Here is a 26,325-nt window from a genome sequence, read left to right on the forward strand (position 1 = left end):
CCGTGAGTGAAGTCTAGGTGTGAGGTGGATGTCGGCGGTGGGTGGGGCTCCTCCCGTTGTCCCGCCCTGGTCAGCCGCCACCGGCGCATCGACACCGACGAGAGGGTTCTGCCCAGCTGGGCAGCGGCGTCCGTCGGCGGGAGACTCAGGACGACCTGGTCCTCCGCTTCGGTCCACCGACGAGGTGAGCTCCGTGCCCGCATTCCCTCGGGACGGCGCCACCGCGCGACGGTCTCCGCTGCATCGTCGCCGCTCCACGGTTCCGGTCGGCGGCGCTGAGGTGACCATCGGTCTGGAAGAGGCCGAGGAAGTAGGCATGATCCTCAACGGTGGGGTCCAGGTGCACCATGCCGTCACCGTCGCGCGTTGCCCCGACAGTGAGCGAGGCTCCGCCACGTGTCTCCGACGATCCGGACCGGGTCAGCCGGAGAGCACCTTCCGCAGCACCCGGGGCCGGTCGGTGATGATCCTGTCCACCCCGGTGGCCGCGACCCGCCGCATGTCGTTGGTGTCGTTGACCGTGTAGACGCCGGTCTGCATCCCGCGCGCCCGGACCTCGGCGACCAGGGCGGCGTCGACGACCCGGAACGACGGGTTGATCTGGGTGACCCCGTGGGCGGCGGCGTCGTCGAGCTGTGCCGTGGTCGGGCGCCCGCCGAACAGCCATCCGGCCGGGATCTCCGGGGCGGCCTCGGCGAAGCGGCGCATCGCGTCGTGGTCGAAGGACTGCACGACGACACCCGAGCGGAGGCCGTCGACCTCGTAGGCGACCTCCTTCTCCACGCCCGGGTACCGCGCCGGGTCCTTCAGCTCGACCAGCAGGTCCGCGCGGCCGCGGAGCCGGTCGGCGAACTCGGCGAGGGTCGGGACGCGCTCCCCGGCGAAGGCGGGGGAGAACCACGACCCGGCGTCGAGGCGGCGCAGCTCGGCGAGGGTGAACGTGCCGACGGGCGCCAGGGCGCGGGTGGGGAAGACCCGTTCGACGTCGGTGGTGCGGGCGAGCGTGGCGTCGTGCACGAGCACGAGGTGGCCGTCGGCGGTGCGCTGGACGTCAACCTCGACGGCGTCGGCCCGCTGGGCCAGCGCCTCGTCGGCGGCGGCGAGGGTGTTCTCCGGGGCGTCGGCGGAGGCGCCGCGGTGCGCGACGACCTCCGGGCCGGTCCGGGGACGGTCGGTGTCGGCGAGGGCGACCGTGGCCGTCGCGAGGAGGGCAGCGGGGACAAGAAGGGTACCGAGCAGGCGTCGCACGAGGTGAGTCCTCAGGATCGGGGGCGGTACCTGGGAACCATCGTGGCGCGGCCGGTCTGGCCGGTGTCGCGCGGGTGTCCTCCGGTGGACGACCCGGCGAGGACCTGGTGGTCAGGGTCGGGTGACGGCTGCCTCGAACGCGGGCAGGTAACCGTCGCGGTAACCCTGGGGGGTCGGGTGGTAAACGGCCGGGGCCGACGCCGGCGGGGGAGTGATCCACGGGTCGGCGGAGCAGACCCCGTGTCCGGCGAACGCGGCGCGGACGTCGACGAACTGGCCCCGGAAGCGTCCGGCTGCGTCGGCGAGGGCGGCGTCGAGGGTGTCGGCGGCCCGGTTCAGCGCCTCCCGGCGGACGGCGTTCGGGACGCCGGGGACGTCGCAGTCGGGGCCCGGCTCGAACAGTCGCGGGTAGCCCAGGACCAGGATCTTCGCCCCGGGGGCCTGCAGCCGGACCCCGACGATCGTCGAGATCAGCCCGCCGGGAGCGATCCAGCGGGCGGCGCGCTCCCCGCCTCGGATGGCGCGCAGGCAGGTCTCGTCGTCGCGGGCGGTGCTGCAGACGGCCAGGACCGGCCCGAACCCGGTGTCGTTGCCGCCGACGGTGATCGTCACCAGGGTGGTGTCGGCGGAGACGGTGCGCACCTGCCGGGCGATCACCTCGCCACTGGTGGCGCCGCTGCACGCGACGCTGACGAACGACGCCGGGTCGTGGCGGGCCGCCCACAGTGCCGGGTAGGACGCGGCGCTGCGGCGGCAGTCGCCGGTGGCCGGGTCCGGCCGGGCCCCGACGCCCGCGGCGTAGGAATCGCCGAGCGCGACGTACCGGACGGCGGCCGCGGCCGCGACGGCCGGTGCCGGGTCGGCGAGTGCCGCCGGCGCCAGGACGACCAGCAACGCGCACGTCAGCAGGGGGACCAGGAGGCGGCGCACCCGTTCAGACAACCCTGGCGGCACCGCTGCGGCAATCCGGGCACCGGGTGAGGGGGTGCACGCGCCGTCGACGACGAGGTGCGCCGAACGGGTCCCGGCCGGGCCGCGTCCGCGGACGACATGCCGCGGAGCTGCCGCGCACGCGTCATCACTGTGGGTGAGTGCGCCGAAGGCGATCTGCCCGGCCACGACCACTCGACCCCGGCGCGCTACAGGCGGAAAGCCCAGCTCAGGGCCCTGTCCGAGGTGGACCGAGCGGATCGGCGGCACGGTGAACGGCAGGTGGCCGGGGCGAGTGGCAGGCCTCGTCCGCCCACCGCCCGCAACGTCCCGTCGGTCTCGTGATCACCCGTTCGGGTTTGTCCGTCCGGTGCGTCCGGCTAGCGTCGGAATCAGATCACGGAACGGTCACGAACCGGACGCGGCTTCTCCCCAGGGGGCCGCCCGCTCCCCACGGGTTGTCCGCCGTTCCGCGATCCGGAAGGAATCGTCGTGGCACGGCATCGCTCCCCCCGGAGCCGTCGGACGAGCCTCGCGATCCCGGCCCCGCAGCTCGCGGTGGCCGGGATCGGGGCCCCGGTCGGCTCGTTCCCCGCAGGTCCGTACGTCCGGCGCGCCCGTGACATCCGGACCGAGGACGGTTCGCGCTGGTCGGCGTCCACCCGGATCGCCGCCGCCGTCGTCGCGGTGGGCGGCATCGCGGCCACCGCCCATGCGACCGTCGGCTCCGGCGACCTGTCCGCGGCCGTGACGTCCTGGTTCGACACGGCGGGATCGTCGTCCGTGTCGAACCAGAACGCCGCCCTTCCCGCCACCGTGCCCGCGCCCCGGTCCGCCGCGGACACCGCGACCTCCCCGATCGCGGACCCGGCCACCATCGCCTCGCTCGCCGCCCCGGCCGCCGCCCCCTCCGCGGCCGCGCGCACCGTCGCCGCCGCGGACACCGGCCGTGCCAGGGCCGCCTCCGCGGTCCAGGCCGCCACCGCCTCGGTCGACCAGGTCCGCAAGGCCGCCGAGGAGCGCGCCCGGGCGGTGGAGGCCGCCCGCGCCGCGGGCGCCACCGGCGCGCTGCAGTCCGCGTCCGCGGGCGGTGCGGTGTCGATCGTGACCGGCCGGGTCACCTCGGGCTTCGGATCCCGCTGGGGCACCCAGCACATGGGGCTCGACATCGCCGCGCCGATCGGTACCCCGATCCACGTGCCGCTCGCCGGCACCGTCATCAGCTCCGGCCCGGCCAGCGGGTTCGGCATGTGGGTCCGGGTCCGGCACTCCGACGGCACGGTCACCGTCTACGGCCACATCAACCGCTCGCTGGTCTCGGTCGGCCAGAAGGTGGCGGCGGGCCAGCAGATCGCCGAGGTCGGCAACCGCGGCCAGTCCACCGGCCCGCACCTGCACATCGAGGTCGTGGACCCGAGCGGAACCAAGATCAACCCGAAGCCGTGGCTCGACGCGAACGGGTTCCGCTACACCTGAGTCAGGAGCTCTGGACCGCCTCCAGCGCCCGGATCTTGTTCGTCGCGTCCAGCGCGGCGACCTTGTAGGCCTCCGACAGCGTCGGGTAGTTCAGGACGGTGTCGACGAGGTAGTCCACCGTCCCGCCGCAGCCCATGATGGCCTGCCCGATGTGCACGAGGTCGGTGGCGTTGGTGCCGAACACGTGCACCCCGAGCAGCCGGCGGTCCTCGGGCGACACCAGCAGCTTGAGCATGCCGTAGGAGTCGCCGACGATCGCGCCGCGGGCGAGCTCGCGGTAGCGGGACAGCCCGGTCTCGTACGGGATCGCCGCCGCGGTCAGCTCCGCCTCGGTCCGCCCGCAGAACGAGATCTCCGGCATCGTGTAGATGCCGATCGGCTGCAGCTCGTGCAGCTCGCGGACCGGCTCGTCGAACAGGTGGTAGGCCGCCAGGCGGCCCTGGTCCATGCTCGTCGACGCCAGCGCCGGGAGCCCGATCACGTCGCCGACCGCCGCGATGTGCTCGACCGAGGTCCGGTACTGCTTGTCGACCTCGATGCGACCCGGTCGTCGGCCTGGATGCCAGCCGCGTCCAGGCCCAGCTCCTCGGTCATGCCCTGCCGGCCCGCCGAGTACATGACCATGTCGGCCGGGATCTTCTTGCCGCTGGCCAGGCTGGTCACCGTGCCGCGGCCGTTCACCTCGACCGAGGACACCTCCTCGCCGAACCGGAAGGTGACCGCCGAGTCCCGCAGGTGGAACTTCAGCGACTCCACGACCTCCGGGTCGCAGAAGCCGAGCATCGAGTCCCGCTTCTCCACCACGGTCACCCGGGTGCCGAGCGCGGCGAACATCGAGGCGTACTCGATGCCGATGACCCCCGCCCCGACGACGACCATCGAGCCCGGCACCCGGCCGAGCTGCAGCACCTGGTCGGAGTCGACGACCCGCTCGCCGTCGAACGCGACGGTGTCCGGCCGGGCCGGGCGGGTCCCGGTCGCGACCACGAAGTGCGAGGCGGTGACCTGGTTGTGGTCACCCCGCCCCGACCCCTCGACGACGACGGTGTGCGGGTCGGTGAAGCGCGCCGTCCCGGTCAGGATGTCGACGTGGTTGCGCAGCAGCTGGTTGCGGACGATCTCGGTCTCCCGGCCGATCACGTGCCGGGTGCGGGCCAGCAGGTCGTCGATGGTGATCTCGGACTTGACCCGGTAGCTGGCGCCGTACATCTCGCGCTGGCTGAACCCGTACAGGTACAGCACCGCCTCGCGCAGCGTCTTCGACGGGATGGTGCCGGTGTTGACGCAGACGCCACCCATCATGTGGCCGCGGTCGGCGATCGCCACCCGCTTCCCCAGCTTCGCCGCGGCGATCGCGGCCTTCTGCCCGCCGGGACCGGAGCCGATCACCAGCAGGTCGTAGTCGTGGGCGGGTGACCCGTCGGCACTCACCCGCACAGCGTGGTGGTCGGGGTGCCGCGCGGCAACCGTGCGGGTGTGAACAGCGTGTCACGGCCGGTAGGAGCGTCTCCGCTCGTCGGCGAGGAAGTGCGCGGTCTCCCGGGTGGCGGTGTAGAGCGAGCGGTAGTGCGGGTGGAAGCGGTCGTACACCTCGCGGGCCGCCGGGTCCGGCTCGATCGTGCGGACGACCGGGTTCCAGTCGCGCAGCCGCGGCTCGGCCCCGGTCGCGACGGCGGCCAGCCACGCGTCGCCGAGCGCGGCGCCGACGGTCTGCTCCGGCACGTCCTGCGGGACCCCGGTCACGTCGGTGACGATCCGGGTCCACAGCCCGCCCTGTACCCCGCCGCCCACGGCGACCAGGCGCTTCGTGCCGCCGCCCGCGGACCGCATGACCTCCAGGTTGTGCCGCACGCCGTGCGCGATGCCCTCCAGCGCGGCCCGGTAGACCTCGCCGCGGGTGTGCCCGGTGGTCAGCCCGGCGAGGACGCCGCGGGCATCCGGGTCGAACAGCGGGGTCCGTTCCCCGGCGAAGTAGGGGAGCAGCAGCAGCCCGCCGCTGCCCGGCGGCACCTCGGCGGCCTCGGCGACGAGCTCGGTGAACCCCTCCCCGGTGAGATCGCGCAGCCAGTTCGTGATCGCCCCGGAGGTCGCCATCCCGGCGGCCAGGGTGAACGAACCCGGTTCGACGCCGCGGGTCGTCCACATCGCCGGGTGCGGGTGCGGACGGTCGATGACCTCGATGAGGAACATCGTCGTCCCGTACATGACCATCACCTCCCCGGCGCCGGTGACGCCGGCGCTGGTGGCCTCGGCCCACGCGTCGACGGTGCCGGCGGTGACCGGCAGCCCCTCCGGCAGACCGGTCGCGGCGGCCGCCGCCGCGGTCACCCGCCCGGCGACCTCGGTCGGCCACAGCAGCCGGGGCAGCGTGATGCCCGGGGCGGTGCGCTCGGCCCAGTCGGGCGCCCAGTCCGCGGCGGTCAGGTCGTACATCGGGTCGCACTGGCTGGCCGAGTGGTGGTCGAGCACGTACTCGCCGGTGAGCCGGTGCACCAGGTACGACGAGCACATCAGGAACATCTCGGTGCGCGCGAACACCTCCGGTTCGTGCCGGGCCAGCCACCGCCACTTCGGCCCCACCGCCTGCGACGAGAGCGGTGTCCCTGCCCGGGCCAGGATCGCGTCGACGCCCAGCTCCGCGTTCAGCTCGTCGATCTCGGCGCCGGCGCGGGTGTCGACGCCGTAGAGGATGGCCGGGCGCAGCGGGCGGCCGTCGCCGTCGGCGGGGAGCAGGGTCGGCCCGATCCCCGACACCCCCAGCCCGGCGAGCCCGGCGCCGTCGTCGAGGGCGGGCAGCAGCTCCCGCACGATCGCGACGAAGTCGCCCCACCAGACGGCCTCGGCGTCGTGCTCGACGTGGCCGGGCACCGGCTGCGCGGTGTCGTGTGCCCGGTCGGTCCGGGCCAGCACCCGGCCGCCGGCGTCGACGAGGACGCCCTTCGAACCCGACGTGCCGATGTCGACGCCCATATACACGCGCATGGGACCTTCCTACCTCCCCCGGCCCGTGGTGCACACAGTGCGGGTGCAGAACGTTCGTGCAGGTCGACCTGCCGACCGCCGCGCCGCCCCGAACCATCCACGACACCCCCTCAGGAAGGGGTGTGACGCCCGGCTGTCCACAGCCGGGCGGGTGACGGTGTTCCGCACGCCCCGGCCCGGGCCGACCGTGGTGCCATGACCGCCTGCACCCAGCCCGAACCCGCCCCGCCGCCGCCCGGGACGGCGGACCCGCCCGACCCCGGTCCACCGGAGCCGTTCGGCCCGCCGCCGCGGCTGGAGAGCCCCGCCGAGCTGATCGCCGCGATCCCGGTGCTGCTCGGGTTCCACCCCCGGGACTCGCTGGTCCTCGTCTCGCTCACCGGCTCGCGTCACGGGGACGGGGTCGGGCTCACCGTGCGGGTCGACCTCCCGCGCTCGTCGGCCTCGGCACGCCGGGTGTGCCAGGAGGCGGTCGGGGTGCTCACCGGCGAACGGCCGGCCCGGGCACTGGCACTGGTCGTGCGCGACCCGGGCCCGGGCGGGCCGAGCCCGCGCCGGAGCCGCCGGGACATGGGGTCCGCCGCGCGGCGGGCGCTGCTCGACGCCGGGATCGAGCCCGTCGCGGTGCTCTGGGCGACGGGCACCGGGGCGGGGGACCGCTGGGGCTGTTTCGACCAGCCCTGCGCCTGCGGCGGCATCCTGCCCGACCCGGCGTCGACCGCCCTGGGGGTCACGGCCGCGGTCCGCGACGGCCGGGCCGTCCTGCCCGACCGCGCTGCGGTGCTCGCCCCGCTCGACGGCGACGCCGGCGCCCGCCGCCGCCGGGCCCGACTGCGCGACACCGGCGCCGCGCCCGCCAGGGTCTCCGCCGCGGTCGGCACCGCGCTGCTCGACGCCTGCCTGGACGAGGCCGCCGCGAGCCGGCTCGTCGTCGACGACCGGCTGGCGTTGGCGCTGTGCGGCGCCCTCGACGTCGGTGACGTGCGTGACGAGGCACTGCGCCGCTGCCTGGGCGGCCGCGCGGCGGACGCCGAACAGCTGTGGGCGGTACTGGCCGCGGCCCTGCCGTCACCGCAGCGGGCCCACCCGCTGGCGCTGCTCGCGGTGTGCGCCCTGCTGCGCGGTGACGGTGCGCTCGCGACCGGGGCGGTGCAGCGTGCGCTGGCCGAGCGGCCCGACCACGTGCTCGCCGGGGTGGTGGCGAGCAGCCTGCACGGCACGCGTGACCCGCGCTCACCCGCCGCGCGGTGGGCGGGCCCGCGCGGACTGCGGCGGCTGCTCACCGCGATGCTCGACCCGGACGCGACCGACGACCCGGCCGCCCGGTGAGCCCGTCGGTCGAGGCGGCGGGCCGTTGCTCGCCGACCGGCACCCCGACCGACCGGCACCTCCGCCGGTCAACAGCCCGGCCGGGACACCGACGGCGGTCCGGGTCACCGGGACCGGGCGAACTCCCAGGCGTCGGCGACGATCTCGGCGATCGCGGTGCGCGACGGCTTCCAGCCCAGCTGCTGCGCGGCCTGCTCGCTCGATGCCACCAGCACCGCCGGGTCCCCGGCCCGGCGCGGCGCGACGACGGCCGGGATCGGGTGCCCGGTCACCGTGCGGCAGGCCTGCACGACCTCGAGCACGGAGAACCCCTGACCGCTGCCGAGGTTGTAGATGTCGTGCCGGCCCGCGACGGCATGGGTCAGGGCGAGCAGGTGGGCCTCGGCGAGGTCGTCGACGTGGATGTAGTCGCGCACACAGGAGCCGTCGGGGGTGGGCCAGTCGTCGCCGTAGACCGAGATCGACTCCCGGGTGCCCGCGGCGACCTGCAGGACCAGCGGGATCAGATGGGTCTCGACCGCGTGCCGCTCCCCGAGCGGGGTGTCACCGGACAGGTGCGCCCCGGCCACGTTGAAGTACCGCAGGCTCGTCGCGGCCAGGCCGTGCGCCCGCGCATAGGAGGTGATCATGTGGTCGATCGCGAGCTTGCTCGCCCCGTAGGGGTTGGTCGGCCGGGTCGGCGCGGTCTCCGGGATCGGGACCTGCTCCGGCTCGCCGTAGGTGGCCGCGGTGGAGGAGAACACCAGCCGCGGCACCGCGTGCTCCCGGACGGCCTCCAGCAGCCGGAACGAGGCCACGACGTTGCCGTCCCAGTACTTCTCGGGTTGCTCGACGGACTCCCCGACCAGCGAGCGGGCGGCGTAGTGCAGCACGCCGTCGAACCCGCCGCGGCCCAGGACCTCCCCGGCGCGGGCGCCGAGCTCACCCTCGACGAACTCCGCCCCCGCGGGCACGGCGTCGCGGTGGCCGGTGGACAGGTCGTCGAGCACGACGACCTCGTGGCCGGCGTCGAGCAGGTGTGCGGCGCACACGCTGCCCACGTAACCCGCGCCGCCGGTGACGAGCAGCTTCACGTGTCCGGATCCTCCTCAGATCGCGCGGACGAGCACGGCGTGCGCGACCGGCGGAGCGACGGTCGACTTCTCGTCGTCCGAGCTCACCGGCACCGGGTCGCCGAAGCGGGAGATCGGGCCCACCTCGACCGCGTTGCCGGGCACGATCCCCGCGAGCTTCAGCTCGCCCATGAGGTCGGAGTCCAGCTGCACGTGCTCGGCGATCCGCCGGATCTCCACGCGACCGCCGCCGCGGCGGGCCAGCTCGTCGAGCCGCTGCAGGCCGACCTCGAGGGTGGGCGGCACCGACGACGGCGCCGAGGTGTCGTCACCGCGCTCCAGCTCCTCCAGACCCGGGATCGGGTTGCCGTAGGGCGAGACGGTCGGCTTGTCGAGCAGGTGCAGCAGCTTGCGCTCGACGTCCTCGCTCATCACGTGCTCCCAGCGGCACGCCTCGGCGTGGACGAGCTCCCACTCGAGCCCGATCACGTCGATCAGCAGCCGCTCGGCGAGCCGGTGCTTGCGCATGACGGCGACGGCGCGGCCGCGACCCTCGTCGGTCAGCTCGAGGTGGCGGTCCCCGGCCACGACGACGAGTCCGTCGCGTTCCATACGGGCCACCGTCTGGCTGACGGTCGGCCCGCTCTGTCCGAGGCGTTCGGCGATCCGCGCGCGCAGCGGGACGACGCCTTCCTCCTCGAGTTCGTAGATGGTGCGGAGGTACATCTCCGTGGTGTCGATGAGGTCGTTCACATGGGGCCCCTTCGTTCGACGTCCAGTCTACCCAGGGCGGCTCCCGCGCATGGCGAGCCCGTCCGGGGCAGGATGGGGCGCGTGTCCGGATCCATGATCCCCCCTTCGGAACTCGCCGGCCTGCTGGGGCCCGCCCCGGCCGCCGACACCGCACGACCGGTGGTGCTGGACGTCCGGTGGCGTCTGGTCGGCCCGCCCGGCCGCGCGGACCACGAGGCGCACCGGATCCCCGGAGCGGTGTTCGTCGACCTCGACACCGAGCTGTCCGCCGGCCCCGCGCGCCCGGGGCCCGGCGGGCGCCACCCGCTGCCCGACACCGGTGCGCTGCAGGAGGTCCTGCGCCGGGCCGGGGTCCGTGACGACACCGGCGACCAGCTCGTTGTCGCCTACGACGACCTCGACGGCTCGGTCGCCGCCCGCGCCTGGTGGCTGCTGCGCTGGGCCGGCGTCGCGCCCGGCCGGGTCCGGGTGCTCGACGGCGGGTTCGCCGGCTGGCAGGCCGCACGCCTGCCCGTTGCCGGGAGCGCCCCGAGTGCCGGGGCACCGGAGCCGGAGCCCCTGCCACCCGGCGACCTGGTGGTCCGGCCGGGCGGGATGCCCGTCGTCGACGCCGACGGGGCCGCCGCGCTGGCCCGCGACGGGGTACTCCTCGACGCCCGCGCCGCCGTCCGCTTCCGTGGCGAGACCGAGCCGGTCGACCCGCGTGCCGGGCACGTCCCGGGTGCCCGCAACACCCCGGCCGCGGCGAACACCGGCCCGGACGGGCGCTGGCACCGCGCCGACGCGCTGGCCGAGCGCTTCCGCGCCGCCGGCGTCGCACCGGGCGTCGCGACCGGCGCCTACTGCGGGTCCGGTGTCAACGCCTGCGCCCTGGTGCTGGCGCTGGAGGAGTCCGGCCTCACCACGCCGGACGCCCCGGCCGCGCTGTACCCCGGGTCGTGGTCGGAGTGGAGCGCCGACCCGGACCGCCCGGCGGAGATCGGGGACCGGCCGTGGGCCGCGCGGGAGTGACCGCGCCCGCCGGCCTGGCATACGGTTCCGGCCCATGAGCGCTCGCACGTCGGTGGTGTGGACTCCGGAGTTCCTGACCTACCAGCTGTCCGAGGACCACCCCCTCAACCCGGTGCGGCTGGAGCTGATGATGGAGCTCTCCCGCGGGCTGGGCGTGCTCGACGGCGTCGACCTGGTCGTCCCGGAGTCCGCGGGCGAGGTGGACCTGACCCGGGTCCACACCCCCGGCTTCCAGACGGCGGTCAAGTCCGCCCCCGAGTCGCCGTTCGGTGTCGGCCACGGGCTGGGCACCGCCGACAACCCGATCTTCTTCGGCATGCACGAGGCGTCCGCGCTGATCGCGGGCGGCTCGGTCGCCGCAGCCCGGGAGATCGCCGAGGGCCGCGCGGACCGCGCGGTGAACATGGCGGGCGGGCTGCACCACGCGATGCGCGACCGCGCCGCGGGCTTCTGCGTCTACAACGACTGCTCGGTCGCGATCGCCTGGCTGCTGGAGCAGGGCTACGAGCGGATCGCCTACGTCGACGTCGATGTCCACCACGGCGACGGCGTGCAGGACTGCTTCTACGACGACCCCCGGGTGCTGACGATCTCGATGCACCAGCACCCGCTCACCCTGTGGCCGGGCACCGGCTGGGCGGGGGAGACCGGCCGCGGTGCCGGCGAGGGGTACGCCGTCAACGTCTCGCTGCCCCCCGGCACCGGCGACGCGGGCTGGCTGCGGGCCTTCCACGGTGTCGTCCCGTCGCTGCTGGAGTCCTTCTGCCCGCAGGTGCTGGTCACCGAGTGCGGCGCGGACACCCATGCCGAGGACCCGTTGGCGAACCTGGAGCTGTCGGTCGACGGCCACCGGACGATCTACCACGCGCTGCGCGAGATGGCCGAGACCACCGCGGGCGGCAAGTGGCTGGTCCTCGGCGGCGGCGGGTACGCGCTCTACCGGGTGGTCCCGCGCTCGTGGACACACCTGATGGCGGTGGCGCTGGACCGCGACCTGGACCCGGACACCTCGATCCCCGCGGACTGGACGGCGCTCGCCGCGACCCGGACCCGGTCGCCGCTGCCGGTGTCGATGTCCGACGGCGCCGACCCGGCGTTCGAGCGGTGGGGCGGCTCGTTCGGCGAGCGCGTCGACTCCGCGATCCTGGAGACCCGTCGTGCGGTGTTCCCGCTGCACGGCCTCGACCCCGACGACCCGCGGGACTGAGACCGACCATGACCGAGACGACCGACGAGACCCCGGCCACCACCCCCGAGCATCCCTACCCGCGGCACTGGGAGGCCGACGTCGTCGCCTCCGACGGCGGGATCGTGCACCTGCGCCCCATCCTGCCCAGCGACGCCGACGCGCTGCTCGACTTCCACTCCAAGCTGTCCGACCGCACCCGCTACCTGCGTTACTTCGGGCCGTACCCGCGGATCTCGGCGCGGGACCTCGAGCGGTTCACCGTCGTCGACCACCGGACTCGGGTCGCGTTCCTGGCGCTGCTCGGTGACGAGATCATCGCCGTCGGCCGCTACGAGGGGCTGACCCCCGGCGGGGGAGCAGCCGCGCAGGACGGGGCCGGCACCGACAAGCCGGTCACCTCCGCGGAGGTCGCGTTCGTCGTCCGTGACGACCACCAGTCCCGCGGGCTCGGCTCGATCCTGCTGGAACACCTCGCCGCCGCCGCCCGGGAGAACGGGCTGTCCCGGTTCGAGGCCGAGGTGCTGGTGGAGAACCACGCCATGGTGCGGGTGTTCCGCGAGGCCGGCTACGGCGTCACGCGGGCCTTCGCCGAGGGCGTGCTGCACCTCGAGTTCGACATCGACCCGACCGAGAAGTCGATCGCGGTCCGCTACGCGCGCGAGCAGGCTGCCGAGGCCCGCAGCGTCGCGAACCTGCTGCACCCGACCTCGGTCGCGGTGATCGGCGCGTCCGCGGACGAGACCAAGATCGGGCACGCCGTCCTGCTGAACCTGCTGCGCGCCGGGTTCACCGGCCCGGTGTACCCGGTCAACCCCGACGCCCGCTCGGTGCGGGGCGTGCGTGCCTACCCGTCGGTGATCGACATCCCGGACGAGGTGGATCTCGCGGTCGTCGCCGTCCCGGCCGCGAACATCGACGAGGTCATGGACTCCTGCCTGGCCAAGGGCGTGAAGGTGCTGGTCGTCATCAGCTCCGGCTTCGCCGACGCCGGTGACGCCGGCGGCACCGTCGCCGAGCGTCGTCTGGTGGCCGAGGCGCGGGCGCACGGGATGCGGGTGGTCGGGCCGAACGCGCTCGGCGTCGCCAACCCCGACCCGGCGGTGCGGCTCAACGCCACCCTCGCGCCGCGGATGCCCGGTCACGGGCGCACCGGGTTCTTCTGCCAGTCCGGCGCGCTCGGCAGCGCCATCCTCGCCAACGCCCGCACCCGCGGGCTGGGGCTGTCGTCGTTCGTGTCGGCGGGCAACCGCGCCGACGTGTCGGGCAACGACCTGATGCAGTACTGGCAGACCGACCCGAACACCGAACAGGTGCTGCTGTACCTGGAGACCTTCGGCAACCCGCGCAAGTTCGCGCGCGTCGCCCGCAGGCTCGCCCGCACCAAGCCGGTCATCGCGGTGAAGTCCGGGCGGCACACCGGGACGTTGCCGTCGCTGGCCTCGGTCGCGGCGCCGATCGACGAGTCCAGCGTGCAGGCGCTGTTCGAGCAGGCCGGCGTCATCCGCGTGCAGACCCTGCCGCAGATGTTCGACACCGCGCTGCTCATCGCCCACCAGCCGCTGCCGAAGGGGCGCCGGGTCGCCGTCGTCGGCAACTCCACCGCGGTCAACCTGCTGGTCCTCGACGGGCTGCTCGACGAGGGCCTGGAGCTGGCGGGGGACCCGGTCGACGTCGGGACCCAGGCCTCACCGGAGGCCTTCGCCGGCGCGGTCCGCGCGACCCTGGACGGCGACGTCCGCCCGGACGCACTCATCGCGGTGTTCGTCCCGCCGGTCGCGGTGGCGGGCCGGGACCACGCGCGCGCCCTGCGTGACGCGGCGGCCGGCGCCGGGGTCCCGGTCGTCGCGGTGTTCCTGGCCGCGGAGGGCATCCCGGCCGAGCTGTCGGTCCCCGGAACCGACGGCACCCCCGGCCGCGGGTCGGTGCCGAGCTTCGCCAGTCCCGAACGGGCGACGTCGGCGCTGGGCCGGGTCAGCCGCTACGCGCAGTGGCGCGACACCGCCGTCGGGGAGTTCGTCGTGCCCGATGGCATCGACGCCGACCGGGCGCGCGAGCTCGTGGCGTCGTTCGGCCCGGACGTCACGCCCCTCACCGACGACGAGGCGGTCGACCTGCTCGCCTGCTACGGCCTGGAGGTGATCACCTTCCGTCGGGCGAAGGGCGCCGACGACGCCGTCGCCGCCGCCGGGGAGCTCGGCTACCCGGTCGTCATCAAGTCGACCGCGGACCAGTGGCGTCACCGCGGCGACTTCGTCGGGGTGCGCCTGGACCTGGTCTCGGAGGAGGCGCTGCGCGCCGCGCACGCGGAGCTGTCACGGGTCACCGGCTCCGACGAGGTCTACGTGCAGCGGATGGCGCCGAAGGGCACCTCGTGCACGGTGGAGGTCGTCGACGACCCGTCGTTCGGGTCGCTGGTCGCGTTCGGGCTGTCCGGGATGGCGACCGAGCTGCTCGACGACCGTGCCTACCGCGTCCTGCCGGTCTCGACCGAGGACGCGGCCCGGCTGGTGCGGGCCCCGAGGGCGGCGCCGCTGCTCACCGGCTACCGCGGCACCGACCCGGTCGACCTCGCCGCGCTGGAGGACGTCGTGCTGCGGATCGGGCGGCTCGTCGAGGACCTGCCGCAGGTCCGCTCGCTCGCACTCGACCCGGTACTGGCCTCGCCGCAGGGCGCGTTCGTCGCCGGCGCCCGGGTGACGATCGGCCCGGTGCCCGACCGCCGCGACGCGGGCCCCCGCCGCCTGCGCTGACCGGCCCGCGCCCCTGCGCCCGGACCGCGAGCCGCGGCCCCGGGGACGCCGCGCCCGGGGCCCCGCGCCACGGAGAACGCCGCGCCCGGGACGCCGCGCCGTGCCGCGCCAGAGGACACCGTCGCACCCCGTGACCGCGCGTGGCACCCCGCGCGGGGGGGGGGGGGCGACACGACGTCCCGGGGTGCGACGGCGCGGCGCCACGGCGCGGTGCCGGAGCGCCCGGCGGGGGCGCACCGGGCAGCGTCGGGCTCAGGTGCGGAAGGTGACCTGCAGGGTCGGCGCGCTGGTGTCGGCGAAGAAGTCGTTGCCCTTGTCGTCCATCACGACGAATGCCGGGAAGTCCTCGACCTCGATCTTCCAGACCGCCTCCATGCCGAGCTCCGGGTACTCGAGCACGTCGACCTTGCGGATGCAGTCCTGCGCCAGGCGGGCGGCCGGGCCGCCGATGGAGCCCAGGTAGAAGCCGCCGTTCGCGGCGCAGGAGTCCACGACCTGCTTCGACCGGTTCCCCTTCGCCAGCATCACCAGGGACCCACCGGCCTCCTGGAACTGCTTCACGTAGGAGTCCATCCGCCCGGCCGTCGTCGGCCCGAACGAGCCGGACGCGTAGCCCTCGGGGGTCTTGGCCGGCCCGGCGTAGTAGACGGCGTGGTCGCGCAGGTACTGCGGCATCGGCTCGCCCGCGTCGAGCCGCTCGGCGATCTTGGCGTGTGCGATGTCGCGGGCGACGACCAGCGGCCCGGTCAGCGACAGCCGGGTCCGCACCGGCAGCTGCGAGAGCTGGGCGCGGATCTCGTCCATCGGCCGGTTCAGGTCGATGCGCACGACCTCGTCGGACAGGTCGCCGTCGGTGGTCTCGGGCAGGTACCGCGCCGGGTCGCGCTCCAGCTGCTCCAGGTACACCCCGGACGGGGTGATCTTGGCCTTGGCCTGGCGGTCCGCCGAGCAGGACACCGCGACGCCGACCGGCAGCGAGGCACCGTGCCGGGGCAGCCGGATGACGCGCACGTCGTGGCAGAAGTACTTGCCGCCGAACTGCGCGCCGATCCCGAAGTTGCGGGTCAGCTCCAGTACCTGCTGCTCCAGGTCGGTGTCGCGGATGGCGTGCCCGAGCGGCGAGCCCTCGGTCGGCAGGGTGTCCAGGTAGCGGGCCGAGGCGAGCTTGGCGACCTTGAGGTTGAACTCCGCCGACATGCCGCCGACGACGATCGCCAGGTGGTAGGGCGGGCAGGCCGCGGTGCCGAGGCTGCGCAGCTTCTCGTCCAGGAACGCGGCGAGCCGCTTGGGATTCAGCAGCGCCTTCGTCTCCTGGTAGAGGAAGGTCTTGTTGGCCGAGCCGCCACCCTTGGCCATGACCAGGAACTCGTAGTAGGGGTCCCGGCCCGGCTTGGCGTACAGCTCGACCTGCGCGGGCAGGTTGGTGCCGGTGTTCTTCTCGTCCCAGAAGCTGATCGGCGCCATCTGGCTGTAGCGCAGGTTCAGCTCCTGGTAGGCCTCGAAGACCCCGCGCGACACCGCGGCCTCGTCGTCGCCGCCGGTCAGCACGGTCTCGGTCTTCTTGCCGACGACGATCGCGGTGCCGGTGTCCTGGCACATCGGCAGCACCCCGCCCGCGGACACGCAGGCGTTGCGCAGCAGGTCGGTGGCGACGAACCGGTCGTTTCCGGAGGCCTCGGGGTCGTCGATGATGGCGCGCAGCTGCTTCAGGTGCGAGGGTCGCAGCAGGTGCTGGATGTCGGAGACGGCCGCGCGGACGAGACCGGTGATCGTCTCCGGCGGGACCTCGAGGAAGGTGCGGCCCGCGGCCTCGGTCACGGTTCCCGCGGGCAGGTCGAGCTCGCGGTACTCGCTGTCGTCCGGGCCGAGCGGGAGCACGTCGGTGTGGTGGAACTCGGGCATGGCGGCGACGCTACCGGCCGTCGCCGGGCGGGCACCGCAGGTGGAGACGCAGGCGACGTGTGAGACGCATTAAACGGATGACCCTCCGTTTAGTGCTGTAGTGTGGACCACATGCCTGGCTCGATCCTGGGAACCTCCGTCCGCCGCGTCGAGGACGCCGACCTGATCACCGGTGCGAGCACCTTCGTCGGGAACCTGGTCCTCGGTGCCGACGCACCGGCGGGCCTCGCCCACGTCGCGTTCGTCCGCTCGCCGGTGGCGCACGCGCTGCTCACCGGCATCGACACCACCGCCGCCGCGGCCGCGCCCGGCGTCCTCGCCGTGTACACCGCGGTCGACCTCGACCTGCCCGCCCACCACGGCCTGATGGTCCTCAACCCCGCGCTGCCGCGCCCGCCGCTGGCGACCGACCGGGTCCGGTTCGTCGGCGAGGCGGTGGCACTGGTCGTCGCCGAGAGCCGCGCCGCCGCCGTCGACGCCACCGAGCTCGTCGAGGTCGACTACGACCCGCTGCCCGCGGTCACCGACATCGAGGCCGCGCTCGCCGACGACGCCCCGCTGCAGTTCCCCGAGCAGGGCAGCAACCTCGCCGCGGGTGAGCGGGGGACCGGCGACCCGCTGCAGGGCGCCGAGGTCGTCGTCCGCGCGCGGATGGTGAACCAGCGCGTCGCGGCCGTCCCGATGGAGGGCAACGCGATCGTCGCCGACCCGACGACCGCCGACTTCCCGCTGACCGTGCACGTCTCCACCCAGATGCCGCACGGCTTCCGCACCCAGCTCGCCGGGCTGACCGGGCTGGAACCCGAGCAGGTCCGGGTGATCGCCCCGCACGTCGGCGGCGGGTTCGGCGCGAAGGCCGGTGTGCTCGCCGAGCACACCGCGACCGTCGCCGCCGCCCGGGCGCTCGGGCGGCCGCTGGCCTGGATCGAGACCCGCTCGGAGAACCTCGTCTCGATGCCGCACGGCCGCGGACAGGTCGGCTACTACGAGCTCGGCCTCACCCGCGACGGCCGGATGACCGGCTTGCGCGTGCGGGTCGTCGGCGACTCGGGGGCCTACGCCGGGTTCGGCGGCGCGCTCCCGCTGCACACGACCTACCTCATGGCGACCGGCGTCTACGACGTCACGAACCTGCGCTACGACGCCGTGTCCGCGCTGACCAACACCACCCCGATGGGTGCCTTCCGCGGCGCGGGGCGCCCCGAGGCCGCCGCGCACCTGGAGCGCCTGGTCGACCTCGCCGCCGTCGAGCTGGGCATCGACCCGGTCGAGCTGCGCCGGCGCAACCTGCTCGCGCCCGACGTCTTCCCCTACACCACCCCGACCGGCGCCCGGTACGACGTCGGCGACTACGACCTGCCGCTGCGCGAGGCCCTGCGCATCGCCGGCTACGACGAGCTGCGCGCCGAGCAGGCCCGCCGCCGCGAGGCGGGCGTCCCGGTGCGCCTGGGCATCGGCATCGCGGTCTACGTCGAGGTCACCGCCGGTGGCGGGGGCGGCGAGTACGGCTCGGTGACCGTGCACGCCGACGGCTCGGCGACGGTGTCGGCGGGCACCTCGGCGCACGGTCAGGGACACGCGACCTCGTTCGCGATGCTGGTGTCGGACCGGCTCGGCATCCCGATGGACCGGATCCGCTACGTCCAGTCCGACACCGCGCTCGTCCCGCGCGGCGCCGGGACCGGCGGTTCGCGGTCGCTGCAGCTCGGTGGGACCGCGGTGTCCGAGGCCGCGCACGAGCTCCACGAGCGGGCCCGCAAGCTCGCCGCGCACCTGCTGGAGGCCGCCGCGGAGGACGTCGAGATCACCGACGACGGCACCTTCGGGGTCGCCGGGGTGCCCGGCGGGCCGACCGTGAGCTGGAGCGACGTGCACCGGCAGGCCGAGGCCACGGGGGAGGAGCTGCACGTCGGCCTTGACTCCGCGCAGGACGGCGCGACCTTCCCGTTCGGGGCGCACCTGTCGGTCGTCGAGGTCGACACCGAGACCGGGCGGGTCACGCCGCTCCGGCACGTCGCCGTCGACGACTGCGGGCGGATCCTGAACCCGCTGCTCGTCGAGGGCCAGCAGCACGGCGGACTCGCCCAGGGCGTCGCGCAGGCGCTGCACGAGGAGGTCCTGTTCGACGGCGAGGGCCAGCCGCTGACCTCCAGCCTCGCCGCCTACACGATCCCGACCGCGGCCGACCTGTTCTCCTTCGAGACCTCGACGACCGAGACCCCGACCCCGCTCAACTCGCTCGGCGCCAAGGGCATCGGCGAGTCCGCGACGATCGGGTCGACGCCCGCGGTGCAGAACGCCGTGGTCGACGCGCTGTCGGACCTGGGTGTGCGGCACATCGACCTGCCCTGCACCCCCGAGCGGGTGTGGCGGGCGGTCAGCGCGGCCCGCGCCGGGGAGCCGGAGCAGGCATGGCGGGAGCCGCCCGCGGTCTTCGACGACCTGCCGGTGCGCGGCGGTGGCGCCGAGGACGATGCCGCGATCTGACCCGGCACCGGCCCGGGCCGGTGACGCCGTGGCGGATCCACACCTGCTGTCCGGCATCCACACCTGCTGCAACGGGTGTGGGCACCGGACTGCGGGTGTGGTTGCGGAGCGCCACGCCGGCGGGTGGCGCCGTGCCGGCAGGGCGGTTCCCGGACGGGGCCGTCCCCGTCGCCGGGCCGGCGGAACGGGCGTCGCGCTCCGTCGCGGAATCGCCCGTGCGGGTGAGTTCGGCGTGTCCACCGGCCGGGACGCGCGCTAACCCACCCCCCGACTGTTCCGCGGCTCCCCGGTGGCGCAGACTCTCGCCGGACGGCAACCGATACCGGGAGGCACCCGCACGATGAGGCTCGCGACGATCCGGACCGCGACCGGGCACCGGGCGGTGCGCGTCGACGGCGACACCGCCGTCGAGACGGGGGAGACGGACGTGCGGGCGCTGCTGGAGCGTCCCGACTGGGCCGAGCACGCCGCGGGCGCCGCCGGCCCGGTGCACGAGACCGCGGGCCTGGACTACGCGCCGCTGGTACCGTCGCCCGAGAAGATCATCTGCATCGGGCTGAACTACCGCGACCACGTGCTCGAGATGGGCAACGAGCTGCCCGAGTACCCCACGGTCTTCGGCAAGTACGCGCCCGCCCTGATCGGCGCGTACGACGAGATCGAGCTGCCCGAGCAGTCCGACCGCGTGGACTACGAGGCCGAGCTGGCCGTCGTCATCGGGCGTTCGGTCCGCCGCGCCGACCGCGAGGCTGCGGCCGCCGCCATCGCCGGGTACACGGTGCTCAACGACGTGTCGATGCGCGACTACCAGCGGCGCACCAAGCAGTTCCTGCAGGGCAAGACCTGGGAGCACTCGACGCCGCTCGGGCCGGTGCTGGTCACGCCCGACGAGCTGCCCGCCGACCCGGCTGCCGGCGGCGCGCTGCGGATCTCCTCGGAGCTGGCCGGGGAGACCATGCAGGACTCCACGACCGACCAGCTCGTGTTCGGCGCGGTGGACCTGGTGGTCTACCTGTCGGAGATCCTCACCCTCAACCCCGGTGACGTCATCGCCACCGGCACCCCGGGCGGTGTCGGCGACGCACGCACGCCTCCGCGCTACCTCACCGACGGCGCCGAGATCGTCACCGCGGTGGAGGGGATCGGCGAGTGCCGCAACGTGTGCCGGGCCGTGCGGTGACGTCCGAACACCTACCCGGGGACGGCCGCGCCGTCGTGCCGCCGCCGGTGAGTGACGCACTGGCCTGGGCCGGCGACGGTCAGGCCCACCTGCGCGGGCTGATGAACCGGATGGCGGGCGAGGCGTTCCGCGCCCCGTCGGCGCTGCCGGGCTGGACCCGCGCGCACGTGCTCACCCACCTCGCCCGCAACGCGGACGCCATGGTCAACCTGCTGACCTGGGCGCGGACCGGTGTCGAGACCCCGGCCTACCCCGACCTCGCGTCCCGCGACGCCGACATCGAGGCCGGGGCCGGGCGCAGCTCCGACGAGATCCGCGCCGACGTCATCGTCTCCTCCGACCGGCTCGCCGACGCGGTCCGCGCGATGCCGGAGAAGGCGTGGTCGGCGACCGTGCGCAACCCGCAGGGCGTCGACATGCCGGTGACGGCGGTGCCCTGGAACCGGGCTCGCGAGGTGTGGATCCACGCCGTCGACCTCGACGTCGGCGCCTCGTTCAAGGACCTGCCGATCCCCATGCGGGAGGTGCTGGTCGCCGACGTGGTCGCGCGGCTGGAGCGCAAGTCCGGCTGCCCGCACGTGCGGCTGGAGGAGGTCCGCACCGGCGCGACGCTGGAGTTCGGTCCGGGGCCCGCCGGGCCGGACGGGGCCGAACCGCGTGATCTCGGCACGGTCCGCGGCAAGGCGCACGACATCATGGCCTGGCTGCTGGGCCGCCCGTTCGACAAGGGGCTGCGCGACGCCGACGGGAAGATCCCGCCGCCGCTACCGGTCTGGCTCTGACCCCGGCTCCGCCGCGGGCCGGTCGCGGCCCTCGAGCTCGTCCAGGCGCGCGCTGGCCCGGCCGAGCTGGCGGGCCATCTCGTCGAGCCGGGCCTGCAACAGCGCCATCTCCGCGGTGAGCACGGCGACCGCACCCGCGGCGGCGACCGGGTCGCCGATCACCCCGTCGGCCGCCTCGTCCCCGTGCGGGTCGGGGCGCTCGCCGAACCCCGCCGTGTCGGGTGTCGTCAGCGGGCCCGCCGCGACGTCGTCGGGCAGCAGGGTGAGCTCGGCCAGCTCGGCGAAGCGCTGCGCCGACAGCACCGGACGCGCCCCGGCGCAGCGCAGGCACACCGGTTCCAGCCGGCGCCAGCCGTGCTGCCCGGAGCCGGTGTCGGCCAGCACCGCGACCCGCGCCCCGCAGCGGCACGGCCGCATCCGGATCGTGCGCACCCGCTGCCGGGCGTAACGCAGGCCCAGCTCGTAGCGGCGGAACCGGCCGGAGGCGGCCACCTCGAGCAGGACCGCGCCCTGGTGCTCGGGCGCACACGCCAGCTCGCGGGCGTCGTCGGCGGTGTGGAAGCAGTAGAACCCGCAGTCGCACCACCGCGACGGGCAGGCGTGCCGGCAACCGTGCGCGCACACCGCGTCGTCGACGGTGCGGTAGACGTGCGCCCGCCCGAGTGTCACACCGCTGAAGCCCGCCGTCGTGCCGTCCGCGGACAGCATGGGGAAGGCCAGCTTGTGGCCCTCCAGCGGGCCGGTCGGGTACTCCAGCGGGGTTCGGCGGAACAGCCCGCGCACCCGGTCAGTCCTCGCGGGACCCCGAGTGCGCCGGCTGCTCGAGCGCCGGCGTCCACTCGGTGAACTCGGGCTCGACGGTGCGCCCCGGACGCGGGCGCTCCTGGGCGTCGGCCACCCGGTCGGCCTCGTGGTCCACGGCGAATCCCTCGGAGATCTTGCGGCCCAGCCTCATGACGCCTCCCGTGTGCTCCGGGTCCCGGCCACCTGGTGGACGTGGCCTCCATCACCAGGCTGACCGTTCGTCGCGGGGTTGTCCAGGGCGGAACGGGTGAGGAGCAGACGGGACGGATCACAGCCGGCGCCCGGTCCGGCGTCGGTAACGTCGTGTGCCGGAACGGGGACCGGGGGTCAGCGATGCGGGGCGAGGCGCGCTACGGGCTCGAGCACGAGCTCGCGCTGCTGCAGGACGACGGGACGGTCGCCGACCACCGGTCGCTGACCCACGCGGAGGTCGCGGCCGTCGTCGACGAGCTGCCGGAGCTGCCCGACGACCAGTCGGACCTGCGGATCGGCGACGCCGGCATCCGCTGCAAGCGCTGGTACGCCGAGGGCTACGAGCGTCTCGACCCCGACGGCGAGCTGCTCCGGTTCGATCCCAAGGGCATCGAGATCCGGACCTGCGTGCACGACTCGGTCGAGGCCGCCGTGGACGCGCTGGCCGCCGACGCCGTCACCCTGGCCGGGGTGGCCGCCCGGCACGGGCTGCGACCGGTCGCGTTCGGCCACCACCCGGAGCTGTCGGCCTACCGGCTGGACCCGCCGCCCAACGCCCACGAGCGGGCCCTGATGGCGGCCTCGCCGGAGGAGCGGACCTCCCACCTGCACATGGTCACCTGGGGCCCGGACCTGAACCTGTCGTTCCCGGAGTCGGGGACCGATCCCCGTGTGCTGGCCGACGCGGCGGCGAAGCTGACCTTCTACAGCCCGTACCTGGTGCCGTGGTCGTTCTCCTCACCGTTCCGCGACGGCCGCCCGTGGGGCGGGCTGTCGGCGCGCACCGCACGCCGCACCGGCCCGCGCCCCGCCGCGCTGGCCTACCTGCCGCCCGGCACCCCGCTGCTGGCGACCGACCCCAGCCTGGTGCGGCACGCGGGCATCCCCGGCGAGGTGGGGCGGATCGAGTTCAAGGCGTTCGACGCCGTGCCGGTGGTCGTGGGGGAGGAGCCCGCCGAGGGTGTGGGCACCGAGCTGCCGGCGGCGCTGCTGAGCCTGCTGACCGGCCTGCTGCGCGACGACACGCTGCCCGGCCGTCGCCGCACCCCGGACGCGGCGGCGCACCGCCGCTCGGCGCTGCGGGGCTGGTCGGACGCGGCGGTCCGGGTGGGGTCCCACGCCGTCCTCGACGCCGCGACCGCGGCGCTGGCCGGCGACGACGCCCACCTCGCGCGGCTGGCGTCGCTGGCCCGGCGGCTGGCGCGCCGGGAGACCCCCGCGGACCGGATGCTGGCCCGCCACCGCGCGGGCGGCGGCATCCCGGGGCTCGGGCACCCGGTGCCACGCGGGACCGGCTGACCCGCGGACCGGCCGACCGTGGGCGGGGCGGACCGTCTGACCCGCGGGCCGGCGCGGACCGGCGGAGCCGCGGGCCGGCGCGGACCGGCGGAGCCGCGGGCCGGCGCGGACCGGCGGAGCCGCGGGCCGGCGCGGACCGGCGGAGCCGCGGGCCGGAGCGGGTCGACGCGGACCGGAGCGGGCCGGCGGACCGGCGGGGCCCCGGCGACGCGCGCCGGGGCCCCGGCACGGCTCAGCGGTAGCTGTGCTCCTCGGCGGGGTACTCGCCGTGCGCCACGTCGGCGGCGAACGCGGCCGCGGCGTCGTGCAGCGCCGAGCCCAGCTCCGCGTACTTCTTGACGAAGCGCGGCACCTTCCCGCGGTTCATCCCGGCCATGTCCGACCAGACGAGCACCTGGGCGTCGCAGTCGGGCCCCGCGCCGATCCCCACGGTCGGGATCCGCAGCTCCCCGGTCACCCGCTTGGCGACGTCGGCGGGCACCATCTCCAGCACGACGGCGAACGCGCCCGCCTCCTGCACGGCCAGCGCGTCCTCGACGAGCCGGTCGGCGGCGTCGCCGCGGCCCTGGATGCGGAACCCGCCCAGCGCGTGCTCGCTCTGCGGGGTGAACCCGAGGTGGCCCATCACCGGCACACCGGAGGCGGTGAGCGCCTCGACCTGCGGCGCGAACCGCGCACCGCCCTCGAGCTTGACCGCGTGCGCCCCGCCCTCCTTCATGAACCGGAACGCCGTCTCCTGCGCCTGCGAGGGGGAGATCTGGTAGCTCCCGAACGGCAGGTCGGCGACGACGAGCGCGCTGCGGGCGCCGCGCACCACGGCCCGGGTCAGCGGGATCAGGTCGTCGACCGTGACCGGGATGGTGTTGTCGTGGCCGAACACGTTGTTGCCCGCGGAGTCGCCGACGAGCAGCACCGGGATGCCGGCGTCGTCGAAGATCTCGGCGGAGTAGACGTCGTAGGCGGTCAGCATCGGCCAGCGCCGACCCTCCTGCTTCCACTGCAGCAGGTGGTGGACGCGGGTCCGTTTCGGCGGGGTCGCGGGCGCCCGGTACGGGGCCGCCACCTCTCCGCTCTCCTGTGTGCTCACCGGTGAGCTCCTTCCGTGCCTCGAGGCCCACGCTGGTCGTGGGTCCCCGGGTTCGCCGTCGATGGCGGACGCCAGGGTGGCAGCGCACGGCCCGGACCGCCCCGTGGTGTGGGCACCCTCACCCGCGCCGCGACCCGCGACCGGTCACCGTCGGAGGTCGGTGGCATGCTCACGGTCATGCTCCGTCGGCTGTTGCGACCACGTGCCCACCGACCAGAGGCACCGGCCCCGGCCGGCCGGCGGATGCGCCCGGCCGCGCTCGCCGTGCTCGGCGCGGCGACCCTCGTGCTGGTCGGCGCCTGCGCCGACGCGGGCACCGGTGACCGGTCGCAGGCCGCGCAGAACCCGCCGGAGCTCGCGCAGTTCTACGACCAGCAGCTGCAGTGGGGCCCCTGCGCGGACTACGCCCCCACCGCGGCCGACGCGCAGACCTACGCCGACCCGCAGTTCGACTGCACCCGGGTGACCGTGCCGCAGGACTACGCGCAGCCCGGCGACGGGAAGACGATGCAGATCGCGCTGCTGCGCAAGAAGGCGACCGGAGCGAAGATCGGCTCGCTGTTCGCCGACCCGGGCGGCCCCGGCGCCTCGGGCACCTCCTTCGTCGCGCGCCAGGCCTCCACCTGGGCCACCAACGGCCTGGGCGACCGGTTCGACCTGGTCGGGTTCGACCCGCGCGGCACCGGCGCCAGCCAGCCGCGGATCCAGTGCCTCACCGACGCCGAGAACGACGAGGAGCGCACGAAGGTCTTCGCCGACCCCTCGCCCGCCGGGATCGCCGCCGCCGAGGCCGACAGCCGTCAGTTCGCCGAGCGCTGCACCCAGCGCACCGGCGCCGACGTGCTGGCCAACGTGGGCACCCGCGACGTCGCGAAGGACATGGACGTCATGCGGGCCGCCGTCGGCGACCAGAAGATGACCTACGCCGGATTCTCCTACGGCACCGAGCTCGGCACCGCCTACGCCGAGGCGTTCCCGCAGAACGTCCGCGCGCTGCTGCTCGACGGCGCGATCGACCCCACGCAGTCGACCATCGACTCCACGGTGAAGCAGAACGCCGGGTTCCAGCTCGCGTTCGACAACTTCGCCAAGGACTGCACCAGCCGCCCCGGCTGCCCGCTGGGCACCGACCCCGCGAAGGCGACCCAGGCGTTCCAGGCGATCATGCGCCCGTTGATCGACCGGCCCGCGCGGGTGGGCGACGGGCGCATCCTGAGCTTCTCCGACGCCCAGACCGGGGTCAGCCAGGCGCTGTACGTGTCCCAGCTGTGGCCGGCGCTGCAGCAGGGGATCTCGCAGGTCGCGAACGGCAACGGCGACCTGCTGATGCGCCTGGCCGACCTCTACTACGAGCGCGACGAGCAGGGCCGCTACTCCAACATGCTGCAGGCCTTCCAGGCGATCAGCTGTGTCAACCAGCCGGCGATCACGGAGCCGTCGGAGGCACTGGAGCTGGCGAAGCGGGCCGACGAGGCCGCCCCGTTCCGCTCCACCGGCCGCGGCCCGGTCGGCGCCCGCGACGCGTGTGCGTTCTGGCCGGTCCCGCCCACCAGCGAGCCGCACACGCCGAAGGTCGACGGGCTCCCGCCGGTCGTCGTGGTGTCGGTCACCGGTGACCCGGCCACGCCGTACCAGGCCGGGGTCGACCTGGCGCAGCAGCTGAACGGCAGCCTGATCAAGGTCAACGGCAACCAGCACACCGCATCGCTGCAGGGTGACGCGTGCACCGACAAGCTCGCGATCGACTATCTGGTGAACCTCACGCTCCCGCCGCAGGGCGCGGAGTGCACGCTCGCGCCCAGCTGAGGGCCGTGGCCGGGGGTGTGCGGGCGACCACGACCGGGTCGGCCGCACACCCCCGAAACATCCGTG

General features: G+C 74.7%; 19 protein-coding genes and 1 pseudogene. 10 read left to right on the top strand and 10 right to left on the bottom strand.

Features of this window, described 5'->3' with window-relative positions:
- Positions 1-420: 420 nt before the first annotated feature.
- Both XF36_RS08555 and XF36_RS08560 read right to left on the bottom strand, forming a co-directional pair.
- Complete coding sequence (locus XF36_RS08555) at positions 421-1,248, bottom strand: glycerophosphodiester phosphodiesterase (protein WP_060711572.1); 828 nt, start codon at positions 1,246-1,248, stop codon at positions 421-423.
- A gap of 111 nt (positions 1,249-1,359) precedes the next feature.
- On the bottom strand, positions 1,360-2,178 hold the full coding sequence (locus XF36_RS08560) for an SGNH/GDSL hydrolase family protein (protein WP_060711573.1): 819 nt from the start codon (positions 2,176-2,178) through the stop codon (positions 1,360-1,362).
- A 492-nt stretch (positions 2,179-2,670) separates the two neighbouring features.
- Between XF36_RS08560 and XF36_RS33865 the strand changes: the two genes are divergently transcribed.
- Complete coding sequence (locus XF36_RS33865; protein ID WP_238589181.1) at positions 2,671-3,654, top strand: M23 family metallopeptidase; 984 nt, start codon at positions 2,671-2,673, stop codon at positions 3,652-3,654.
- A gap of 1 nt (position 3,655) precedes the next feature.
- On the opposite strand, the pseudogene sthA reads toward XF36_RS33865, so the two are convergent.
- Both sthA and XF36_RS08575 read right to left on the bottom strand, forming a co-directional pair.
- A pseudogene (sthA, locus tag XF36_RS08570) lies at positions 3,656-5,085 on the bottom strand (Si-specific NAD(P)(+) transhydrogenase).
- Between the two features lie 57 nt (positions 5,086-5,142).
- Complete coding sequence (locus XF36_RS08575; RefSeq protein WP_060711574.1) at positions 5,143-6,636, bottom strand: FGGY-family carbohydrate kinase; 1,494 nt, start codon at positions 6,634-6,636, stop codon at positions 5,143-5,145.
- Between the two features lie 195 nt (positions 6,637-6,831).
- On the opposite strand from XF36_RS08575, the gene XF36_RS08580 reads away from it, so the two are divergent.
- Positions 6,832-7,965, top strand: coding sequence for a DUF4192 domain-containing protein (locus tag XF36_RS08580; RefSeq protein WP_060711575.1), 1,134 nt, complete (start codon positions 6,832-6,834; stop codon positions 7,963-7,965).
- 104 nt (positions 7,966-8,069) lie between these two features.
- Here XF36_RS08580 and galE read toward each other — a convergent pair whose 3' ends face one another.
- Both galE and XF36_RS08590 read right to left on the bottom strand, forming a co-directional pair.
- Entirely contained in the window at positions 8,070-9,038 is a 969-nt protein-coding gene (galE, locus tag XF36_RS08585; protein ID WP_020623755.1) for a UDP-glucose 4-epimerase GalE, read from the bottom strand.
- A gap of 15 nt (positions 9,039-9,053) precedes the next feature.
- Positions 9,054-9,770, bottom strand: a complete 717-nt coding sequence (locus XF36_RS08590) for a metal-dependent transcriptional regulator (RefSeq protein ID WP_060711576.1) — start codon at positions 9,768-9,770, stop codon at positions 9,054-9,056.
- A 93-nt stretch (positions 9,771-9,863) separates the two neighbouring features.
- On the opposite strand from XF36_RS08590, the gene XF36_RS08595 reads away from it, so the two are divergent.
- From XF36_RS08595 to XF36_RS08605, 3 genes are read left to right on the top strand one after another with little or no spacing between them, the layout of a single operon-like run.
- On the top strand, positions 9,864-10,781 hold the full coding sequence (locus XF36_RS08595) for a sulfurtransferase (protein WP_082375275.1): 918 nt from the start codon (positions 9,864-9,866) through the stop codon (positions 10,779-10,781).
- A gap of 34 nt (positions 10,782-10,815) precedes the next feature.
- Complete coding sequence (locus XF36_RS08600) at positions 10,816-11,988, top strand: acetoin utilization protein AcuC (protein WP_060711577.1); 1,173 nt, start codon at positions 10,816-10,818, stop codon at positions 11,986-11,988.
- Between the two features lie 8 nt (positions 11,989-11,996).
- Positions 11,997-14,720, top strand: coding sequence for a bifunctional GNAT family N-acetyltransferase/acetate--CoA ligase family protein (locus XF36_RS08605; RefSeq protein ID WP_060711578.1), 2,724 nt, complete (start codon positions 11,997-11,999; stop codon positions 14,718-14,720).
- Between the two features lie 252 nt (positions 14,721-14,972).
- Here XF36_RS08605 and XF36_RS08610 read toward each other — a convergent pair whose 3' ends face one another.
- Complete coding sequence (locus tag XF36_RS08610; protein ID WP_060711579.1) at positions 14,973-16,622, bottom strand: fumarate hydratase; 1,650 nt, start codon at positions 16,620-16,622, stop codon at positions 14,973-14,975.
- Positions 16,623-16,733: 111 nt separating this feature from the next.
- Between XF36_RS08610 and XF36_RS08615 the strand changes: the two genes are divergently transcribed.
- From XF36_RS08615 to XF36_RS08625, 3 genes are all read left to right on the top strand, one after another.
- Positions 16,734-19,109 carry a xanthine dehydrogenase family protein molybdopterin-binding subunit gene (locus XF36_RS08615; protein WP_060711580.1) on the top strand — a complete coding sequence of 792 codons (2,376 nt, stop codon included), beginning with the start codon at positions 16,734-16,736 and terminating at the stop codon, positions 19,107-19,109.
- Between the two features lie 340 nt (positions 19,110-19,449).
- Positions 19,450-20,289: a fumarylacetoacetate hydrolase family protein gene (locus tag XF36_RS08620; RefSeq protein WP_060711581.1), complete on the top strand. Its 840-nt coding sequence runs from the start codon at positions 19,450-19,452 to the stop codon at positions 20,287-20,289.
- A gap of 47 nt (positions 20,290-20,336) precedes the next feature.
- The gene (locus XF36_RS08625; RefSeq protein ID WP_238589182.1) at positions 20,337-21,071 is read left to right on the top strand and encodes a maleylpyruvate isomerase family mycothiol-dependent enzyme; all 735 of its coding nucleotides are present in this window, start codon (positions 20,337-20,339) and stop codon (positions 21,069-21,071) included.
- On the opposite strand, the gene XF36_RS08630 is transcribed toward XF36_RS08625, so the two are convergent.
- The gene (locus XF36_RS08630; protein WP_060711582.1) at positions 21,054-21,854 is read right to left on the bottom strand and encodes a hypothetical protein; all 801 of its coding nucleotides are present in this window, start codon (positions 21,852-21,854) and stop codon (positions 21,054-21,056) included. The two genes, XF36_RS08625 and XF36_RS08630, sit on opposite strands and share 18 nt — an antisense overlap.
- Positions 21,855-21,858: 4 nt before the next feature.
- On the bottom strand, positions 21,859-22,026 hold the full coding sequence (locus XF36_RS32285; protein ID WP_020624352.1) for a hypothetical protein: 168 nt from the start codon (positions 22,024-22,026) through the stop codon (positions 21,859-21,861).
- A gap of 182 nt (positions 22,027-22,208) precedes the next feature.
- Here XF36_RS32285 and XF36_RS08635 point away from each other — a divergent pair, with 182 nt between their 5' ends.
- Positions 22,209-23,366, top strand: coding sequence for a glutamate-cysteine ligase family protein (locus tag XF36_RS08635; RefSeq protein ID WP_060711583.1), 1,158 nt, complete (start codon positions 22,209-22,211; stop codon positions 23,364-23,366).
- A 232-nt stretch (positions 23,367-23,598) separates the two neighbouring features.
- Here XF36_RS08635 and panB read toward each other — a convergent pair whose 3' ends face one another.
- Entirely contained in the window at positions 23,599-24,453 is an 855-nt protein-coding gene (gene panB / locus XF36_RS08640) for a 3-methyl-2-oxobutanoate hydroxymethyltransferase (RefSeq protein WP_060711584.1), read from the bottom strand.
- 177 nt (positions 24,454-24,630) lie between these two features.
- Here panB and XF36_RS08645 point away from each other — a divergent pair, with 177 nt between their 5' ends.
- Positions 24,631-26,259, top strand: a complete 1,629-nt coding sequence (locus tag XF36_RS08645) for an alpha/beta hydrolase (protein ID WP_238589183.1) — start codon at positions 24,631-24,633, stop codon at positions 26,257-26,259.
- Positions 26,260-26,325 lie beyond the last annotated feature (66 nt).

This window comes from Pseudonocardia sp. HH130629-09 (genome assembly GCF_001294645.1).
Classification (GTDB): Bacteria; Actinomycetota; Actinomycetes; order Mycobacteriales; family Pseudonocardiaceae; genus Pseudonocardia.